Raw genomic sequence first — 18,608 nt, 5'->3', positions numbered from 1 at the left:
GATTTTTGTGATTTTGTGATTATTAGCTTTATTACATATGATGATTATTACTAATAAGATGTGGGTGCCAAAAGTATTTGACACCCAATGATACATTTCTCTTTTACATTTTATCCAGTTTTTCCGATATAAGTCCTTCCACATATTTAACTTCGGCTTCTAACTCCCTTGCTGAAATCCTGGCCGCACCGCTTCCAAAGATTATCATTTGAACCAAAGCATCAGAGGTTGCCACTCTTACCAAGCCTTCCTTGGTAAGTTCTAAGCTGGTTTTAGCTATATACTGATCTGCTGTCTCAGCCTCCTTGGTATACACAATCCACATATTCCCCTGTTTTATAATATTTTCCTTACCGCCACGCACCTTGTAAGCATCAAACACCAGTATCAGCTTACATCCTTTATAGCCCTGATAATTAGCCAGTTTCTCTATAAGTTTATCTCTGGCACTGTCTATGTTTATCTCTGCGAGTTCTTTCAGTTCTTCCCAGGCAAAGACAATATTGTAGCCGTCTACCAGAAGATAGTCATTTTTGCCTATACTGCTTCTTATCTTAGAGTTTACGGTATTTGCTACTGTTTCCGGCTCTGATTTTCCTCTGTTTTTCCAGCGGTTTCTTGCAGTTTCAGCTTCCCTTTTCTTATTGGAGGAAACCGCCGAGTTTAGTATACTGTCTATCTCATCGGTTCCTAAAAAGACCTCTCCTCTGTCACTGCCCACCTGACTTTCTGCCCTGTTTGCATATCTTAAAAACGCCTCTTCTTCACTTTCTTCCTCAGCAGCTTTTCCAAAATACGGAAGATGCATATAATTTATTACCTCATTCCAAGGTACTACAAAACCTGCCCCATGTGAGCAAAAGACTGAATCTGCCGTATTTTCTATGTCTGCTTCAGGATAATACTGAAACCTTTCTATTACTTCTTCTGCATTGTGACAGACTTCATAATCAGAGGGGCTAAGTGATAAAAGTCCCTCTCCCTTTGTGTAAGCTCTCAGTTCTAATGCATAGTCTTTCACTTCCGATACAGGAATTTTCCCTGTAAGTACAGCCTTTCCTGATTTATTTTCAGGCGAGGCAAAGTTGCCGTTCATCTTGCCCATATCCGTCATAGCCCTTCCTATGGCTTCTTCAGGCACTTCCAGCTTAAAATCATATACAGGCTCCAGCAAAACCGGCCTTGCCTGCATAAGCCCCTGTCTTACCGCCCTATAGGTAGCCTGTCTGAAATCTCCTCCCTCAGTATGCTTAAGATGTGCCCTTCCTGCCACTAAGGTTATTTTCATATCTGTAATAGGTGAGCCTGTAAGCACACCTTTATATTCTTTTTCTTCCAAATGGCTTAAAATTAACTTTTGATAATTAATTGCAAGCTCATCCTCACTGACCTCTGTTGCAAAGCTCAGTCCGCTTCCCCTTTCAGCCGGTTCAAGTCTTAACTCCACCTCAGCATAATGTCTTAAAGGCTCAAAATGCCCCTCTCCGTAGACCGTATCGGCTATTGTCTCTTTATAGAGGATATGCCCCTCTCCAAAATTTATATCTATATTGTATCTTTCTTTTATTAGATGCTTAAGCACCTCTGTCTGAACCTCTCCCATCAGAGAAATATTTATTTCCTTCTTATCCTCTGAATATTTTACCGAAAGTTCAGGTATTTCCTCCGAAATCTCCTTAATCTTAGGTAAAAAAACATGAACAGGCTCATTCTCAGGCAGTTCCACCCTATAACTCATAACCTGTCTTAGTACACTTCCCATCCTAGTTCCTGCAAGGCTTCCAAGCCCCTCTCCTGCCTTTGTGTTCTTAAGTCCTGTTATAGCGCAGACTTCTCCCGCCTTTACCGTATCTCGGTTTTCAAATTTTTCACCTGAATACATCCTGATACCGGTGACTTTTTCGTCTCCTATCATTTCTCTGACAGACAGGCTGCCTCCCATAAGCTTCATATAGGTAAGACGATTGCCTGCCGTATCTCTTGCTATTTTAAAAACTCTTGCCGCAAATTCAGTTTTATATACAGGACAAACAGTAAGCTTGGCAAAATTTTCAAGAAATTCCTCTACCCCTTCATTTTTAAGGGCTGAACCAAAAAATACCGGAAAAAATTTACGGTTTTGTATAAGCTCCTGTATTTCCGACAGTTTTATTTCACCTTCTGCCATATAGCTTTCAAGCACGGTTTCATCGCAAAGAGACACTTCTTCAAGAAAGGTATTATATTCTGTCGAAGCGCTTTGTGCATAGCCGATTATATTTGAATCAAGTTTTTCTTTCAGCTCTTTTAATATATTCTCCTTTGAAGCTCCCGGCTGATCCATCTTATTTACAAAAATATATGTAGGTATGGAATAATGTTTAAGCAGCTTCCAAATAACAGACACCTGAGACTGAACACCTGCAGAGGCACTTATAACCAAAATTGCTACATCAAGTACCGAAAGAACCCTTTCCATTTCCACCGAAAAGTCCACATGTCCCGGAGTGTCCAAGAGCGTGAAACTTTTGCCGTAAGCCGAGAATTCTGCCTGCTTAGAAAAAATAGTGATTCCTCTTTCTCTTTCAAGTTCATAATTATCTAAGAATGCATCTTTTTTGTCCACTCTTCCTGCTTTTTTAAGCGCTCCTGCCGAAAAAAGCAGACCCTCGGAAAGGGTAGTCTTTCCCGCATCTACCTGTGCCAATATTCCAAAAACTATATGTTCCATATTTTCCCTCTAAAATTATCTTTATTATAAAAAGTACCTGAATCTATTTGTTTGATTATTATTACCCGAAAATTTCCCGGTAATAATAAAAGCCACAGAAGAACTTTCTGTGACCTTTACTTTATTAGTTCTCTATAAATATCATAGAGTTTTTATAAGATTTAGCAAGTGACTTTACAATTATTTGTATTATTTAGAATGAGCCGCTGCTTCCTCCATGTGATCTGCCCGAACTGCCTGTAAAAGTGCTGCTTCCTCCTGACGAACTTGATGACTTCTCTATCTTAGTTCTGGTAACATTTTTATATAAGAAAAAGTCCATAGCATCACTGATATAAAAACTTTCCTTAACCGCATAGTTATCCGCTTTGTACTGTCCTCTCACTGTCTTTAGCTGAGAAGTGAGTATTGAACAAATTATAGCGGCAAGAATGAGGGCAGGTATAACAGAACCACCAATGACAACAAGCATATTTCTGTCTTTTGGGAGATGGCCTACATCATAAGCCTCACCTTCTGTAACATATTGTTCGATAAATTTATCACAAAGATTTGCATAAGTCTCAAAACCTTTATATGTATCCCCGTCAGAAAGATAATGCATAAATTTATTTGTCATGTATTCCTGTCCCGCATCGGTAAATATATTCATTCCCTTACCGGTTGTAACTATTCCCCAGGCTCTGGTACCATAGTCCATTACTAAAATAATACCGTCTGCATTTTCTCCAAATCCATAACCGTTGTAATCATAATAATCGGCAGCATACATTTTTATATTATTTTTATCGGTTTCATCCTTGACTGTAAGAATAACTACATCTATCTTCTGTCTTTCACTGATTTCATCAAGCTTCTGAGAGAGATTCACCTCTTCCTCATCGGTAAGTACATCAGCATTATCCACCAACCTTCGCGATTTTCCCTCTGCATATGCCTTGTCAATAGAAAAGCTAAAGCTGCCCGCAAATGAAAGCATAAGCATAAGAGTCACAACGAAAAAGCAGACTTTTCTGCAAACTATATTTTTCTTCATTTTTCATCCCCTCCCCTCTAAAATACAAAATAAAGAATAAGAAAGAGAATTATGGCTGTTACAACACTTATGCCTGCAAACAGCATAGCTCTCAGACTCTTATCTACAGGAAGGTCACCGACAAACTTACCCGTCTGCCCATTCATTGCAAAGATATAAGGCTTACCCTGCCATTTGGTAGTAAGTATCCAGGTCGGATAAAGGGCATATCTTGTCAGCTTATTATCAATATTTATACTGGATTGTTCTTCTCTTACCGAGCTGTAGCCAGTAACTGTATTTCTAAAGGCTGCTTCTACTGAATGTTTTATACGTTCATTTACAGCTTGCTTCTGCTCATCAGCATTTACATCATACTTATCTGCCAGAAAGCCTGCAAGATAAGCTGTCTGAAAATCTACAGCTTCATTAAGGTTATAAGGCTCTATTGACTGCATAAGAACATCATCCATCTTTTCGGAAGCATCGGCAGGGACTGCTCTAAAATCATATTTTCCGCCTCTTAATACTGAGAAGTAGCTTGTCTCGGTATAGCGATAATCACCGTCGCTCCAAGTTCTTACCTTTTCCGCCTTATACCTTATTCTGCTGTCTGTATCTGCATCATAGAGCCAAAAAGGTACATAAAGCCCCTTAATTTCTTCTATATGATTTTCAGACTTAAATACCTTCGGAAGCAGAAACTTCCCTGTCAGATATTTTGAAAATCCGGCTTTAGCCTGCTTTTTATCAAGTTTAAACGGAATAACCAAATCAGGGCGCAGTCCTTTCTCCCATTTACCTGACATAACTATAGGATTGTCACAGTATGGGCAGGATGTTGCTCCCATTGTATCATCACCGACAATTTCTCCGCCACAGGACTTACATACATATACGTTCATTCCGTCCTGCTCACCGTCTTCCCATTTTCCCTGAGGTTCAGACCATTTAATTTCCCCTTCGGCATCCCCATTAAGAATATCATCATAGCCTTTTAAAGTATCCATATCAAATTCTGTATCACAGAACGGACACTTCATTTTCTGGAGAGATGTATCAAACTTTATCGCACCGCCACAGTTGGGGCACTTATAATCCATCAAAGCCATAAAATTTCCCCCTTACTCCTAAAATTTCAGTCTTATTTTCAGTCTTAATTCAATGATTAAAGCCAAATTGCAGACAGGACACAGACCTATTAACCCTATGTGCGATACTCACAAAAATGGTTTCGGTCTGTGACTGTAAGTATTATTGGATGATGTGGGTGTCAAAAGTATTCGACAACCACTGATTACAAAGCGTAAAAATATTATTTAAGGACGTTTAGAACCGCAGTTTACACAGAAATTACCAGCATTTTTATTGCCGCAATTTGGGCAGAACCACTGAATTTCACTGCCTTCTGCTCCGCCTTGCTGTCCCTGCATCGGCTGGCCGTTCATCTGCTGACCGTACTGTCCCTGCATTGGCTGACCATACTGTCCTCCGCCCTGCATAGCTCCCATCTGATAAAGATTATTGGCATTCATTCCGCCTGCCTGATTAGCCATATTCAATCCCATAAAGCCCATCATAGCACCGCCTGAATTTCCTGCCGCAGTCCTCATTGCATCTGCCTGAGCCTGTGCAAGATTTGCAGCTGCCATAGTAGGATTTCTGAAAGCTCCTGTCATCTGAAGGTTCTTAATAAGGGCAGAATCCTCATCTGAAAGAGTAATCGGATTGAGAGCTACAGATACTATATCAAGACCTCTGAGTTCCTTCCATTTTTTAGAAAGTACCTCATCCATAAGGTCGGCAAGTTCCATTGCATGAGCAGGAAGTCCGCTAGGTCTGATTCCCTGTTCGCTAAGCTTACCAAAAGCAGGCTGAAGTGCGGATACAAACTCTGTCTTAAGCTGTGAGTCTATCTCATCTCTTGTATATTCATCAGCTATGTTTCCGCACACGTTCTGATAGAAAAGGATCGGGTTCTGTATTTTATATGAATACACACCTGAACAACGTACGGATACATCTACGTCAAGACCTACATTCATATCAAGTACTCTGAAAGGGATAGGATTAGGAGTACCGAATTTATTATCTGTAAGCTCTTTAGTGTTGAAATAATAAACCCTCTGATCCCTGCCTGCCTCTCCGCCACGGCTGAATCTTGACAGCATATCCTTAAATACGGCACCTGCGCTCTCACCAAGGCTTCCCGAGAATACTGTTGGTGACTCCCCGGAATTAAAGGTATATTCACCGGGCTCCGCACAGATTTCGGCTACCTTTCCGTCATTTACAATTATCATACACTGGCCGTCTGCAACAGCAATTCCCGAACCGTCTGTAATTATATTGTCACTGCCATGTTTGTTAGAGGATCTTCCTCCTACCCTCTTGATTCCTTTTCTTACAAGTACATCAGCCGGAAGTGCTTCGCAATAAAAATACTCTTTCCACTGATCCCCAAGTGTACCGCCTACCGCTCCTGTTAATGCTTTAATAAGTCCCATTCTATTACCTTCCTTTCTCTCATTAAAAATAATATTTATTTCAAAGTATTTGAAATCAAGTTTAATTTTCTGCAAGGTTTATAATTGTTAATTCATAATCACTGTATTTGCAGGATATTTTGTGAACAGTTTCAGTTAAATGTTAAGTAAATCATTGAAGGATTCTGCCATGGTCGGATGTGTATAAATCTGATCCCTTAAACTCTCATAGCTTATACCCTCGTTCATAGCCAATGTAAATAAGTTTATTATTTCATGTGCCTCTACTCCGAATAAGTTTGCGCCAAGTATTTTACCGGTATTTTCGTCTATAAGAACTTTAAACAACCCTGACTGATTGCCGAGTATTTTAGCTTTCGGAATTGCCATTACAGGAAGTTTAGCCAACTTATACGAAACCCCGGCCGCCTTAGCTTCTGTCTCATTCATTCCTACCTTCGCCAGTGAAGGTATTACAAATACATTAAACGGTATATGTTTTCTCTCATTTAGATTATATTTACCGTCATTAAACAGTACACTCTTTATAATTCTGAAATCATCAAGTGAAAGATAAGTAAACTGAAGTCCTCCATGTACATCCCCGAGAGCATAAATATGCGGCACATTTGTCTCAAGCCTGTCATTTACTTTGATTTCTCCATGCTCACCGAGGCTGACTCCCGCCTTATCAAGAGCAAGTTCTGCGGTATCAGGTCTTCTTCCCGTAGCCACAAGGACTGCGGAGAATTTCTGAACTTCTTCTTTCCCGTCCGCATTTTCAAAATAAAGATTCACTCCGTCTGCTTCTTCTACAAATTTCTTTACTTTCACTCCAAGCTTAAATTCAGCTCCCTGTGTTTCAAGTTCAGTTTTCACAAGCTCAGCTATATCCTCATCATCTCTCGGAAGAAACTTTGGATTATCTCCAAATATCGTAACCTTGCTTCCAAAAAGCGAATAGGTACTTGTAAATTCAAGACCAATATAACCGCTTCCTACTATAGCCAGGCTCTCAGGGAAGGTTTCCATATCCATTATAGTTTCACTGGTATGAATCCTTTCTGATAAATTAAGCCCTTCCATTTTAGGCACAACAGGAACTAAACCTGTATTGATAAATATTCTCTCTGCCTGAATCTGTACAACTTCCGAATCTGTTTTTACTTCAACTACATCAGCATTTACAAATGAAGCAATTCCATCAATGATTTTTACATTCGGTACTCCTGCCACCTTATCATAATTTGCCTTATTAAGCTTAGCTATAAGTTCCTTCTTGGCTGTAACAGCCTCTTTATAGTAGGTTTCATTGTCAAGATTTGACACTTTTCTGAGTGTAGCTTTGTTGGATAAAAACTTAGATGGAATACAGCCCACATTGATGCAGGTTCCTCCATACATCCTCTTATCTTTTTCAACCAAAACTACGCTCTCTCCCCTGCTTCCTAAAAAACCAGCAAGGGTCTTTCCTGCTTTACCAAAGCCTATAATTAAATTTTTAACATTCTCCAATGTTTTGTCCTCTTTTCTTAATCAGAATATATAAGTTAATTCTACCACCTTTTGTTGTTTTAGACCAGTATTTTTTGAAAAAAAATGAATTGCTTTAGCAATTAGCGCTAAGACTTCTAAATTTATCATAGAATTTACCAATATATCATAACCATCATCTCAGCAGGTGGTTTGTTTTTATCGTGATATACAAAAAGAGCAGGACACTTTTGTATCCCGCCCAAATATATCCCAACTACTGGGACTTAGTGAGGTAAGACTTTCTAATCAAATTGAAAATTCAGTTGCATCATCAACATCAGCATCTTTTTCATCAACAAAATAATCCACTATTTCTTGTGCAACCTCCATCAATTCCGGAAGTGCCATAACAGTAAGCTCATCTCTCTTCACATTTAAGTTCTTTGTGTTCTTCTGAATATAGTCAAAAGTTTTTGCAACTTCTTCAGCATCTGTTGATGTAGGACACATAAATACAACCTTATTGTCTTCACAATGCTTCTTTAATGCCTCAAGTCCCTCATATCCTTCTATAACCTTGCCACCTGTTACATATATTACAACCGGCCTTGGATTTATCTTCAAAGTAGCCATTGTAGGCGGAGACGGTATAAACACTTCTTTTGTTTCACTTTCAGGATCAACTACAGTTCCGAGCCCTTCATATTCATAAAATTCTACCATCATAATCTCCTTCCTCTAAAACTGATTACATTTATCCATTTAAGTAATTCGTTAATATTAAAGTCAAATTCAATTATTCATCTGCTTTATTAAACTCTTCAACTGTCCAAGGGCGGCGTAAGTCATATTCAAACATATCCTTAAGTTCTTTGGCATTGACAGCATTAAATAACTGGGCATATTCCGCGTCAGGATCATCCTTATCCATAACGTTTGCCGCCGTTGACAATGAGCAATGCTGACTTCCGCCCCAAGCATGTATTTCGGCATATACTCCTGCCGCAGTAAGTTTGCTTGCATAATCAAACGCCTGATCAAGACCGGCATCATTCATCATTGCATGTATGAATGTTGGAGGGAGTCCCACACAGTCTTCAACTGTAGCTCGTCCCGGAAAAGCTTCCGGCGGAACATCAACTGAGTTATTAAGCTTCCCGAGATAAAGTCTTGCTGAAGTAGCTGAATCTGAACCACCCCAAAAAGCTGAATTTATACTTTGTGAACGATACTGCGGAAGTGGACGGTCATCAATAATAGGAACCCATACAAGGCAGCCTCTAGGTGTGATACCGCGTTTTTTAAGTCTGTGTGAAAGTGCAAGTGATAAGTGACCACCAGAACTGTTTCCATGAAGAATTATCTTATTAGGACTTATACCAAGTTCTTTCGCATGTTCTACCAGGAAATTATATGCAGCTTCACAATCATTCACCGGAGCAGGATAAGTAACTCCCTGAACAAGAGTACGATATGTAAGTGTTGCTACCGGAACTCCAAATTTATCTGCCCAATCTTCTATAGCTGCTGTAAATCTAAAACAAGTTGTAAGTCCACCCCCCGGGATAATGAGTATACATGGACTATTCTTTTTATAACGGCGCTCACCTTTCGGCTGGGCAACTACCACTTTTACCGGAGGTGCATCCGGTTCATCTATACAGCCCGGAGCCTCATACTCTGTGGTGCGTGTAAGATCATAAGGTGGGAGATATTCCGCAAATCCATCTTCTGCATGTGCTGCAAATTCCTGACGTTCTTCAAATGAAAGATCATCATTAAGTAATACCTCCGCATAACCAACAGAATTTCCCATAAGTGCATAAGCTACTTCAAGCTCAGGATGTCCCCATTTTGCATCATCACGAATTCTAAAATTTTTCAGTCCCATAAAAACCTCCTTTTATACATTTAAGTTTATGATACTATTTTCATTTCCCTGCTTTCTACCACAGTATACTGTTCTTTAGGACAAAACTGATAACATGCTGCTTCATCATTTAATATATCTCGTATTTTTTCAAAACTTTTAAATTGTTTTTCTGTCATTCCCATTTTAACCCATTCCTTAATCTTACCAACAACCGCAAAGGACTTCATCCCTGCAACCAGTTTATCTGTAGACATTTCATCGGTTTCATCAAAAGTTTTAGGAGAGGAAACTATCTCAAGCCATCTGGCAGCAAAATATTCATTCAAAAATTCATAAAGAGAATTTTGTCCGCTATATTGTAAACATGGATAGTAAAATTTTCTTCGATAAAACATCATTCCGCATACAGATAATACTACTTCACCAAAGGTTATCTCCTCTGTTTGTCTTGCTTCCATACTTGCTATATCTGCTACTGCAATATGATTCATCAGGTCATATTTATCCTTAAAATAATAATAAAATGTGTTTCTGCTGATTCCACAGGTTGTAACCAAATCCATTATAAATATATCGGAAAACGAGTTTAATCTGAGCATTTTTTCAAACTCACCAGCAATAACTTTTTTAACCAATTCTGCATGATTTGCCATTCTCATCCTCCTCTTCTTTTACTTTGGTTACTGTGATACCATACAGATTATAAATTATAATTCAAATATTTCCGTTTCACCAAAGTCCATATCAAACTCATCTAAAATATAATCTGCAAGCTCAGTTGCAACTTCTCTATGAGAAGCATCTGACTTAATACTCATCTCTTGTGGTTTTATATTAAGATCAAGATAATTCTTTGTAATATATTTATATGTTTCTACCAATGCATCGCAATTATCAGCTTTAGGGCAAACAAATACGACTTTATTATCACCACAATATGCCTTTAATTCTTCAAGTTTGGCATATTTTTCATCCACAGCTCCTCCGGTTACATAGATTACAACTTTACGTGGATTGCATTTCACTATCTGTTTTCCAAGCAAAATCACTGTGCGCTCTTTTGTGTCACTTTCCGGATCAACTATATAGCCTTTACCGTCATACTCATAAAATTCGACCTTCATAGCATTCCTCCTCCTTTATCTGATTAGATTTTTTATAAAATTTTATTCCTTTTCATTAGTTTCAGGAACAGGCAGGTTAAATTTTTCACAAAAAGCCCTCTTATATTCTTCCACAACCCAAGGTCTTCTTAAGTCATATTTATAGCAATATTCCAGTTCATTGTTGAAAAGGTCTGCAACCTGCTGTGAATAATCATTTGGTTCACCACAAGATTTCACAACCGCCCACACAGCATTATTATGAATTGCTCCTCCATATACATGCAATTCAGTAAAGCAATGCGCACGTATAAGTTTGCTATAAAATTCAAGATTTCTCAAAATATCCGGATCCATTTCACTCTGATGCATAAAAGTTGGTGGGAATCCTATACAGTCTTCAACTGTAGCATGATTTGGCATAGCTTCCGGTCCAACTCTGACTGAATTGAAGTTTCTGCCTAAATACTGCATAAGTGCATCATGCTGTTCTACTGAATCCCAAATACCTGTATACCAACCTTCTCCTTCTTTCTCAATATCATCTGTCTGCGCAGATACTGTAACAATACCTCTAGGGCTATATCCATAACGTTTAAGACGGAATGCAAGAGAAAGTGCAAGATGTCCACCTGAACTTGAACCGGATAGTACGACTTTATCTGAATGTATTCCAAGTTCATCGGCATTTTCATACATCCATTTATATCCCGCATGTAAATCGTTAATTGCTGCCGGATACTGTGCCTGCCAGCTCATACGGTAAATAACAACAATACCTACAGCACAATGATCCTCACAAAGCTTCTCTATAGGATAGGAATTGGGGTTGATAGCATAGATTCCGCCACCGATGATATAGAACATGACACGATTTTTTCTTTTTTTAAGATTTTTTGGTTTTACAACCCAAACTTCAACTTCAGTATTAGGTTCTTCAGGGCATCCCGATACCATATGCTTTGTAATCTCACAAGTATGTTCTGCATTCCACCACTGATCCATATACGACTTTTGGCGTTCATTTCCATTTTTCAATTTTTCTTCACTGGAAACAGTCGGATCATACATTGCAATTGATCCTGCATTAAGTGCCGGATCCACATACCATAATTCAGCACCATCAGGATGAGCCCATTTAGGATCATTCAGATCAACTATGCGACTTTTCTCAACAATAATGCCTTCTTTGTTTGCTGTCTTTGTGAAATTTGCATTTGACATTGCTACACCTCCATTATATTATAGTAAATAATTGCAAATTTTTATATAATTTGCATAATTTATTTGATATTTCTATTAAAACATTTTTTAAAAATAAAGACAATGGATAAAAATCAAAAAAAATATGTCTAATTTGTACAAATGTTCAACCATTATTGTGTATACAACGGAGGTAAAACATGGATATTGTAAATACGTCAATGCAAAAGTTAACATTACACCTTTCTCAGTTTCTTCCTATCCTTATTGAATCTGAAAAAGCCACCAAATTAAAACTTACAGATTTTGAATTTTCCAGTAACGATATAAAGAAATTCAACCCTGAAATACTGTATATACTTACGATTACAAATGAAAATGAAATGGAAATACTTAAAGAAAACTCAAATTTTTTGGTTCTCACTCCATTAATAACTGATGTAAAAAATTATAAAGACATTTGTTCAAATGTCATTCTTATCAATTCAGATTTGGATACTTTTCTTTTAACTAAGTATATTCAGGGCTTTTTTCAGGCAATAGACAAGTTTAAATCTATCAGTACTTCTCTTTTATGGGAATTGGAAAAAGAAAATCGCCTAAGCCGCTATCTGAACTTAGTTTCAGAATACATAGAACATCCAATTGCCATATTTGACAATAAGCATAATCTTATTGCACATAGCGGATCTGATGAAGATATAACTGACATTGTATGGGAATATTTACTCATGCAAAAATCAAGTAATGATTGCTCCACTGTACAGAATTATCTAAATCAGGATCTTCCCGATATGCTTCTTGCAATGGAATATCCTGTACTTTATGAAAAAGACGGAATTCCTGCCAGGCTTATAACAGGTTTGGACGGGAGCCAGACCAACTCATATATTTTAGAAGTTTTAGAAAATGGTAAAAGCTTTAAAAATTCTGATAAGGCTGTAGTATACTTTACTTCATCATTTTTCCAGTATTTTATGATATCGCAGTATCACAACCTTAGACAGGACACCCCAAGAAGCCTTGTTGAAGAAGTTATTTTAGGAAAAGAAAGCGATCAATACAGACTTTTTACAAGAGCCAAGGAACTTAATTTTCTTATGCAACCTGAAAATTATCTTCTACTGATATATACAGACGGTATTGTAAGTTATCAGGAAATGTTAACCACCGTACATGAGTTAAGGGAGTCAACACATCGCCCTGTAATACTTGCAGGGACTGAAATTCTTGTATTTCTTTATGGCAGGGAAAATCTTTATAAAAGTCGGTCGTCCTTGTATAAATACATCAAAGAAAAAGGATTCTATAAATGTGCATTATCCACAGAATTTGCGAGTATAATCTTCCTTAAAAAGGCTTATGAACAATGTATTGCCGCCAGAAAACTCAGTTCGATCCTAGATGTAAACGGAATCTGGTTTGATTACGATGCCTACCGTGAACAGCACTTTTTTTATACACGACTTTCAGATGAAGATGTAGATTTTTTTTGTATACCTGTTGCAAAAGATATTGTTCAATATGACAAAATGAACAGAACAAAATATGCGTATACTTTGCTGCTCTATCTGAAAAATTTTAAGAACGGTACAACCGTCGCTAATATTCTTCATACACATAGGAACACTATGTTTTACAGGTTAGAGCGCATTGCCACTACATTCGCATTAGATTATGAAAATCCCATACAGATGAATAATCTTTTATTATCATTTAATATTTTAGCTACTAAGAATCCTGATATTTTCAGCTAATTTATATAACTTATCGGAGGAAAATAAGCTATGTCAACAACCCGTGGTTTTGAAAAAGTTATAAACTATGTACTTGAACTTATACAAAGCGGTAACCTCAAAATCGGAAGTGAACTTCCTTCAGAGAGACAATTGACAAACATTTTAGAACTAAGCCGTAACTCTGTCAGAGAGGGACTACGTTCGCTTGAAGATATGGGCATTATTAAAAGTCTCCATGGCTCCGGAAATTATATATCAGGCTCAATCTCAGAAAATATGCAAAGATCATTTGAATCAATGATTTTACTTAGATCCATAAGTATGAAAGAAATAATTTCTTTCAGAAAAAGCATAGAATTATCAGTATATGAACTTGCTTTTGAAAATAAGAATAAAACTGTATATATTGAAAAGTTAAGTGTTATTCTGAAAGATTTTTTAAGTCAGCCTTTAGAAGAGCAAATAAAAAGAGATACTAAGTTCCACCGTCTGTTAGTCTCAATGGCTGAAAATCAGATACTTGATATAGTTATGGGTAGTATATCAAAGGTTTATCTTGACTGGGTGCGGGATGTCCTTTCTGATATGGATAACCTAGGAATGCAACATCTTCATGAAGCCCATCTTCGTATATACAAAAGCCTCGCTGAAGAAAATAAGGTTGAAGGAATACGAGCAATAGAGGAGCATTATTCTATTATCGAAAAAAATGTTTGGTAATAATAATTTGTATCTATAATAGTTTTAACCTTAAGTGGTACTACCACTTCTTTTATTTTATTGTTATATTGTTCAATTTATCTTACTCTATATATTATATATAGGTTAGAATTATAATGTTTTGAAATTCAGCACAAAATAGTTATATTAATTTATGCAATTAGTCTTGACAAAATCAAAGCAAAGTTATATATTAAAATCAACAAGAGGTAGTACCAATTTAAAACGTATTATATATGATTATTTTCTATGGAAAAAGGGGGCTCATTATGATGAGTATTATGAATTGTTTAATATTCTATATAATTTGTATTTTGTTTATGATAATAGGTGCTAAAGTGCAGCTTAGTTCTTTAAAAAATAAAACAAAGGAAAATACAAAACAACAAAAAAATTTTATTCAGATGGGTGGTATGTTTTGCAAATTATATAGAGCATATTGATTCCTTTATTATCATAGTATAAGGCTGATTACATCAAGAATGCAAAACTTGATATAATCAGCCTTTTTTATTTATTCCAAAGCCAAACTTATTAATATTGTGAATAGTTTACCTTTAACTGTAATATTACTTCAGTAGTTCCGGCATCGGATTCACTCCTATTCCCAACAGCACACCCACTATAATTGCTACAATACAGGCGTACATTAAGCAAGGTCCTATATTAGTACGAATAATCTTACCTTCATTTCCATTTGTACCTGTAGTTGCACAGACGGAAACAATATTGTTAACGCAAATCATATTACCGATAGCTCCTCCCATGCTTTGTAAAGCCACTATAAATACTTGTGATAAGCCTACCAAAGTAGCTGTTTCAAACTGCAGTGAAGCAAACAGAGTATTAGAAACAGTACAGGAGCCCGACATAAATGCTCCAAGTACACCAATTAGCGGAGCTATCAAAAAATATGTATTCTTAAAAAGATCTGCAAGTGCTCTTGCCATAGCATAGAGCATACTACTATTCTTAAAAGTATATTCTGTCGCCGCCCTTGTAATATCCATGCTTATTCCTATATTTGCATTAGAGGTATAACGGTAAATATTTACCATTGCTACCCCAAAGAAAAGGGCTATAGCTGCTCCCTTTATCTGCTTGAATGAATCTGTTATTGCAAGCTTTGCTTCTTCTTTTGTCATTTTATGCATTAGTATTGTAAGCAATGCAACCGGTAAAAACGGGAAAAACCCGGGATTGTAAAGTATCTTAAAATCCCAGTTAATGTCCTTAAAACCAAGAATATTCTCAACATGTATAATGCAGGGGTCATTAGTAAATAAAGTCTTAAGCCCTGCTAAATTGAGCCTTGTCATCACCAAAAGCAAACCAATTATAATGTAAGGAAGCCATGCAAGCATAGGTTTCATTTCTTTTTCTTTAACTGATGAGATAACTGATGAAGAATGTGTTGATTTATCTTCCCATTTCTCATAACCTGCAAAGTTCCAAGTTTCCTTTGGCATAAGTATACCTTTTTTTGCACAAAATATCAAAATAGGCAGCGAAATAATAAAAGATAGCATTGACACCAGTTCTGTTGTTCCGAATATCGAGAGCGGTATATATAATAGTCCGAGTACAACTGCTGTTAACAGACAAAAAGGAATTGCCGGTACTGCATCTTTAAATGAATGATTTTTACCAAATACTTTAGTCAACACAAATACACCTGTCATAATTATAAATACGCCACCTATCATATGTGGTATACAAGTCCATACAGTTAATAAATGTGCAAATTTAGAACTGTCACCTCCAAGGTTAGTTACCGCATCTGAAACTACTGAAGCCGCTGTTATTAGAGGAACTCCTACCGGTCCCGGATTTACCGGGGTTGAATTATAAATAAGGCATACTGCCGCTGCCGCAAGTGAAGGAAAACCAAGGCTTATAAGTATAGGTGCTGCTAATGCAGCCGGTGTACCAAATCCTGCAGATCCTTCAATAAAACCTGCAAATATAAACCCTACTAATATAGCCTGTATTCTTGCATCTTCAGTTATTCCTGAAAACATGCGATTTATAGAATACATGGCTCCTGATTGTTTTAATACATTCATCAGTATAATAGCACCAAAAATAATGCTTATTGTTTCAAATGCCCCCAAGAAACCTGAAAGTGTTCTTGCTATAATTTCTAACAATCCCATTTTCCAAAAAGTGCCTGCTACAATTGCCGCAGCAAGCCACGACAAAGTCAAGGAACGCTTTGCCGTCCAGTTAAAAACTACCATAAATATTACTGTAAGTAATATTGGTATTGACGCGATAATTGCAAACATATTAACATCCTTCCTAATATCACCATAGTATCATTTTAATTATATCTACATCCTATGTATTATTTTGAATTTTTTCGAATAAATCAGTCCACGTTTGTGCTGACTGTGCACCTGTAAGCCTATATTCTTCATTTACTATAAAAGAAGGAACTCCATTACAGTCAAATTGGTTATAAAGTCTGTGATTAACCTCCAGTTTTTCTAAGTATTGATAACTTGAAAGTACTTTTGATACACTCTTAGGGTTAATCCCTATTCCCATAACAATATCTTGCAACACATCTTCTCTGCTGATATTTACTCCTTCCAACATATATTTATCCCATACCAACTTCATATAAGTATCTATTTTCCCTATATTACTTGCATACTCGGCAAGCAATAGTGAATTTCTTGTATTTGCAAAAATATCTTTATAAGCAATCTGTATATTATATGGCTCACCGAGTTTATTTATCATATCAAAAAAGCGTTTTGGAAAATGAAGATGATATGTGAACGGCATACCTTCTTGTGGAGTATCCGGATGAATTTCGATGAATTTATATTCCATTTCGAACTCATATTTATCTTTAAGTGTATCCAAAATACGTTTTCCAAGATAGCACCATTCACATATAAAATCTGTAAACATTATAATCTTTATCTTCATCTCATCTTCACCTTTAACATCCGATTTATTCTTTAATAATTGCTCTTTGTCCTTCTTCCGGTTTTTCTGTAAGCAGTTCAAGTGCCTCCCTTACTTTCCCTTCGCGAAAGGCTTTTTCTGCTGCCGGTGGCAGGGTAGGATCACCAAATACATGCAAAACACTGTTTCCTCTCAGAATTCTGTTAGAGCCTATACCCTCTGCTATTTTAGTAAGATTTGTAACCTGAACTACCGGTATACCTGCACGTTGTATTTCTTTTGTTATCATGGAACCTCCACGAGAAGAAGTCCCTCACGTGCTTGTTTCAATTACTGCATCAACCCCATCTTCAATAAGATTCTTTGCTATTCCTTCTCCAAACTCTTTACATTTTTCCATAGGAGTCATAACCCCTGCAGTAGAATAAAATGAATCTGCAAGCTCTCCAATCAATCCATCATCCACCAGTTTATTGAGTGCATCAACAGGAACAAGTCTGTTTGGATCTTTAAGCACAAATTCATTGTTATACCCCTGATGGCTGACTTCCCAATCTTCGGGTAATAATGTTTCCATGCCTTTATAAGAGTATTTCTTATATGCTTTGGAATTAGTAGGAACCTGATTATCCGGATTGCCTTTCGGTACAAGACCTCCATCTGTAACAACTGCTATCTTGCACTCTGACAAAGGTTTTGTCAGCTCAGGAACCGGTATCTGTTCATGATTAGGCATAAGAACTTCCGTTCTAAACTGCCGTCCATTTATTTTATCTAACAGCATATTAATTCCTCTTTTCGCTGACGGAATAGAATAATCTATTTGAATTGCAGGACCGGAACCATGATATCCCTCTGTCTGACCATCCTTTATCTGTTCACCATTTACTAACTTCTTTGCAAAATTAACAATTTTAGTAATAGCATTTTTCATATCTCTTGCATTGTTATCTGTTTGTAGGATATATCCTCGATTTTTATATAAATCTGTGCCGGGATTTTCAGCATAAAGAGCTGTTACTGCAGGAATATGAAGTTTTTCAATCACAGCAGAAACAGTAAGTCCACATCCAAGACCATAACGGCCTGCGTTAAATCCCGGACCTGCTACAAACAAATCAGCCTTCTCATCTTCTACAATTTTTAATATCTCCGGAATTATCTCTCCCTGCTTTTCAGCTATGGTATTATCTCCACAAATTATAGTTTTTACAACCTCATACTCATCTCCAAGCAACTTACTAAGCATAAGACCCGGTCCAACAGGTTCATCCTTAGTTAATAATCCTATACTGGCAGTCTCTTCCCCGCCTAATCCGGCGTAAAACTGATTGATATAATGAATCACTCTTTTTTTCTTCATG

General features: G+C 37.0%; 16 protein-coding genes. 2 read left to right on the top strand and 14 right to left on the bottom strand.

Annotated elements, in window-relative coordinates; translation table 11 throughout:
• Positions 1-103: 103 nt before the first annotated feature.
• The 10 genes from GCWU000282_RS04275 to GCWU000282_RS04230 all read right to left on the bottom strand — a co-directional run bounded on the left by GCWU000282_RS04275 (position 104) and on the right by GCWU000282_RS04230 (position 11,887).
• Positions 104-2,710: a translation factor GTPase family protein gene (locus GCWU000282_RS04275; protein ID WP_023353785.1), complete on the bottom strand. Its 2,607-nt coding sequence runs from the start codon at positions 2,708-2,710 to the stop codon at positions 104-106.
• Between the two features lie 193 nt (positions 2,711-2,903).
• Complete coding sequence (locus tag GCWU000282_RS04270; RefSeq protein ID WP_023353784.1) at positions 2,904-3,746, bottom strand: TPM domain-containing protein; 843 nt, start codon at positions 3,744-3,746, stop codon at positions 2,904-2,906.
• 17 nt (positions 3,747-3,763) lie between these two features.
• Positions 3,764-4,837: an IBR domain-containing protein gene (locus tag GCWU000282_RS04265; RefSeq protein ID WP_023353783.1), complete on the bottom strand. Its 1,074-nt coding sequence runs from the start codon at positions 4,835-4,837 to the stop codon at positions 3,764-3,766.
• Positions 4,838-5,044: 207 nt separating this feature from the next.
• Positions 5,045-6,232, bottom strand: coding sequence for an SPFH domain-containing protein (locus GCWU000282_RS04260; protein WP_035039747.1), 1,188 nt, complete (start codon positions 6,230-6,232; stop codon positions 5,045-5,047).
• Between the two features lie 135 nt (positions 6,233-6,367).
• Complete coding sequence (locus tag GCWU000282_RS04255; RefSeq protein WP_023353781.1) at positions 6,368-7,726, bottom strand: FAD-dependent oxidoreductase; 1,359 nt, start codon at positions 7,724-7,726, stop codon at positions 6,368-6,370.
• Positions 7,727-7,993: 267 nt separating this feature from the next.
• Complete coding sequence (locus GCWU000282_RS04250) at positions 7,994-8,413, bottom strand: hypothetical protein (RefSeq protein WP_023353780.1); 420 nt, start codon at positions 8,411-8,413, stop codon at positions 7,994-7,996.
• 70 nt (positions 8,414-8,483) lie between these two features.
• Positions 8,484-9,578: an alpha/beta hydrolase gene (locus GCWU000282_RS04245; protein ID WP_023353779.1), complete on the bottom strand. Its 1,095-nt coding sequence runs from the start codon at positions 9,576-9,578 to the stop codon at positions 8,484-8,486.
• Between the two features lie 26 nt (positions 9,579-9,604).
• Positions 9,605-10,213 carry a TetR/AcrR family transcriptional regulator C-terminal domain-containing protein gene (locus GCWU000282_RS04240; RefSeq protein ID WP_035039524.1) on the bottom strand — a complete coding sequence of 203 codons (609 nt, stop codon included), beginning with the start codon at positions 10,211-10,213 and terminating at the stop codon, positions 9,605-9,607.
• A gap of 54 nt (positions 10,214-10,267) precedes the next feature.
• A complete protein-coding gene (locus tag GCWU000282_RS04235; protein WP_023353777.1) occupies positions 10,268-10,684 on the bottom strand; it encodes a hypothetical protein in 417 nt (138 codons plus the stop codon).
• A gap of 42 nt (positions 10,685-10,726) precedes the next feature.
• Positions 10,727-11,887: an alpha/beta hydrolase gene (locus GCWU000282_RS04230; protein WP_023353776.1), complete on the bottom strand. Its 1,161-nt coding sequence runs from the start codon at positions 11,885-11,887 to the stop codon at positions 10,727-10,729.
• Between the two features lie 179 nt (positions 11,888-12,066).
• Between GCWU000282_RS04230 and GCWU000282_RS04225 the strand changes: the two genes are divergently transcribed.
• Both GCWU000282_RS04225 and GCWU000282_RS15770 read left to right on the top strand, forming a co-directional pair.
• Entirely contained in the window at positions 12,067-13,623 is a 1,557-nt protein-coding gene (locus tag GCWU000282_RS04225) for a PucR family transcriptional regulator (RefSeq protein WP_023353775.1), read from the top strand.
• Between the two features lie 30 nt (positions 13,624-13,653).
• Positions 13,654-14,325, top strand: coding sequence for a FadR/GntR family transcriptional regulator (locus tag GCWU000282_RS15770; protein WP_023353774.1), 672 nt, complete (start codon positions 13,654-13,656; stop codon positions 14,323-14,325).
• Between the two features lie 569 nt (positions 14,326-14,894).
• Here the strand turns inward: GCWU000282_RS15770 and GCWU000282_RS04215 are convergent.
• Genes GCWU000282_RS04215 through GCWU000282_RS04200 form a run of 4 tightly spaced genes read right to left on the bottom strand, consistent with a single transcriptional unit; the run spans position 14,895 to position 18,607 of the window.
• Positions 14,895-16,613, bottom strand: a complete 1,719-nt coding sequence (locus GCWU000282_RS04215) for an L-lactate permease (protein WP_023353772.1) — start codon at positions 16,611-16,613, stop codon at positions 14,895-14,897.
• Between the two features lie 52 nt (positions 16,614-16,665).
• A complete protein-coding gene (locus tag GCWU000282_RS04210; RefSeq protein ID WP_023353771.1) occupies positions 16,666-17,265 on the bottom strand; it encodes a DsbA family oxidoreductase in 600 nt (199 codons plus the stop codon).
• Positions 17,266-17,290: 25 nt separating this feature from the next.
• Positions 17,291-17,533: a selenoprotein B, glycine/betaine/sarcosine/D-proline reductase domain protein gene (locus tag GCWU000282_RS04205; RefSeq protein WP_023353770.1), complete on the bottom strand. Its 243-nt coding sequence runs from the start codon at positions 17,531-17,533 to the stop codon at positions 17,291-17,293.
• A gap of 24 nt (positions 17,534-17,557) precedes the next feature.
• Positions 17,558-18,607, bottom strand: a complete 1,050-nt coding sequence (locus tag GCWU000282_RS04200; protein WP_023353769.1) for a glycine/betaine/sarcosine/D-proline family reductase selenoprotein B — start codon at positions 18,605-18,607, stop codon at positions 17,558-17,560.
• Position 18,608: the final 1 nt, after the last annotated feature.

The sequence above is a fragment of the Catonella morbi ATCC 51271 genome (assembly GCF_000160035.2).
Classification (GTDB): Bacteria; Bacillota; Clostridia; order Lachnospirales; family Lachnospiraceae; genus Catonella; species Catonella morbi.
This window is presented reverse-complemented; position numbering and strand designations above follow the sequence as displayed.

What these genes read in the sequence shown, in the direction of transcription:
- GCWU000282_RS04275 (WP_023353785.1), bottom strand. Translation starts at nt 2,710, where the DNA reads ATGGAACATATAGTTTTTGGAATATTGGCACAGGTAGATGCGGGAAAG.
- GCWU000282_RS04270 (WP_023353784.1), bottom strand. Translation starts at nt 3,746, where the DNA reads ATGAAGAAAAATATAGTTTGCAGAAAAGTCTGCTTTTTCGTTGTGACT.
- GCWU000282_RS04265 (WP_023353783.1), bottom strand. Translation starts at nt 4,837, where the DNA reads ATGGCTTTGATGGATTATAAGTGCCCCAACTGTGGCGGTGCGATAAAG.
- GCWU000282_RS04260 (WP_035039747.1), bottom strand. Translation starts at nt 6,232, where the DNA reads ATGGGACTTATTAAAGCATTAACAGGAGCGGTAGGCGGTACACTTGGG.
- GCWU000282_RS04250 (WP_023353780.1), bottom strand. Translation starts at nt 8,413, where the DNA reads ATGATGGTAGAATTTTATGAATATGAAGGGCTCGGAACTGTAGTTGAT.
- GCWU000282_RS04245 (WP_023353779.1), bottom strand. Translation starts at nt 9,578, where the DNA reads ATGGGACTGAAAAATTTTAGAATTCGTGATGATGCAAAATGGGGACAT.
- GCWU000282_RS04240 (WP_035039524.1), bottom strand. Translation starts at nt 10,213, where the DNA reads ATGGCAAATCATGCAGAATTGGTTAAAAAAGTTATTGCTGGTGAGTTT.
- GCWU000282_RS04235 (WP_023353777.1), bottom strand. Translation starts at nt 10,684, where the DNA reads ATGAAGGTCGAATTTTATGAGTATGACGGTAAAGGCTATATAGTTGAT.
- GCWU000282_RS04230 (WP_023353776.1), bottom strand. Translation starts at nt 11,887, where the DNA reads ATGTCAAATGCAAATTTCACAAAGACAGCAAACAAAGAAGGCATTATT.
- GCWU000282_RS04225 (WP_023353775.1), top strand. Translation starts at nt 12,067, where the DNA reads ATGGATATTGTAAATACGTCAATGCAAAAGTTAACATTACACCTTTCT.
- GCWU000282_RS15770 (WP_023353774.1), top strand. Translation starts at nt 13,654, where the DNA reads ATGTCAACAACCCGTGGTTTTGAAAAAGTTATAAACTATGTACTTGAA.
- GCWU000282_RS04215 (WP_023353772.1), bottom strand. Translation starts at nt 16,613, where the DNA reads ATGTTTGCAATTATCGCGTCAATACCAATATTACTTACAGTAATATTT.
- GCWU000282_RS04210 (WP_023353771.1), bottom strand. Translation starts at nt 17,265, where the DNA reads ATGAAGATAAAGATTATAATGTTTACAGATTTTATATGTGAATGGTGC.
- GCWU000282_RS04205 (WP_023353770.1), bottom strand. Translation starts at nt 17,533, where the DNA reads ATGATAACAAAAGAAATACAACGTGCAGGTATACCGGTAGTTCAGGTT.
- GCWU000282_RS04200 (WP_023353769.1), bottom strand. Translation starts at nt 18,607, where the DNA reads ATGAAGAAAAAAAGAGTGATTCATTATATCAATCAGTTTTACGCCGGA.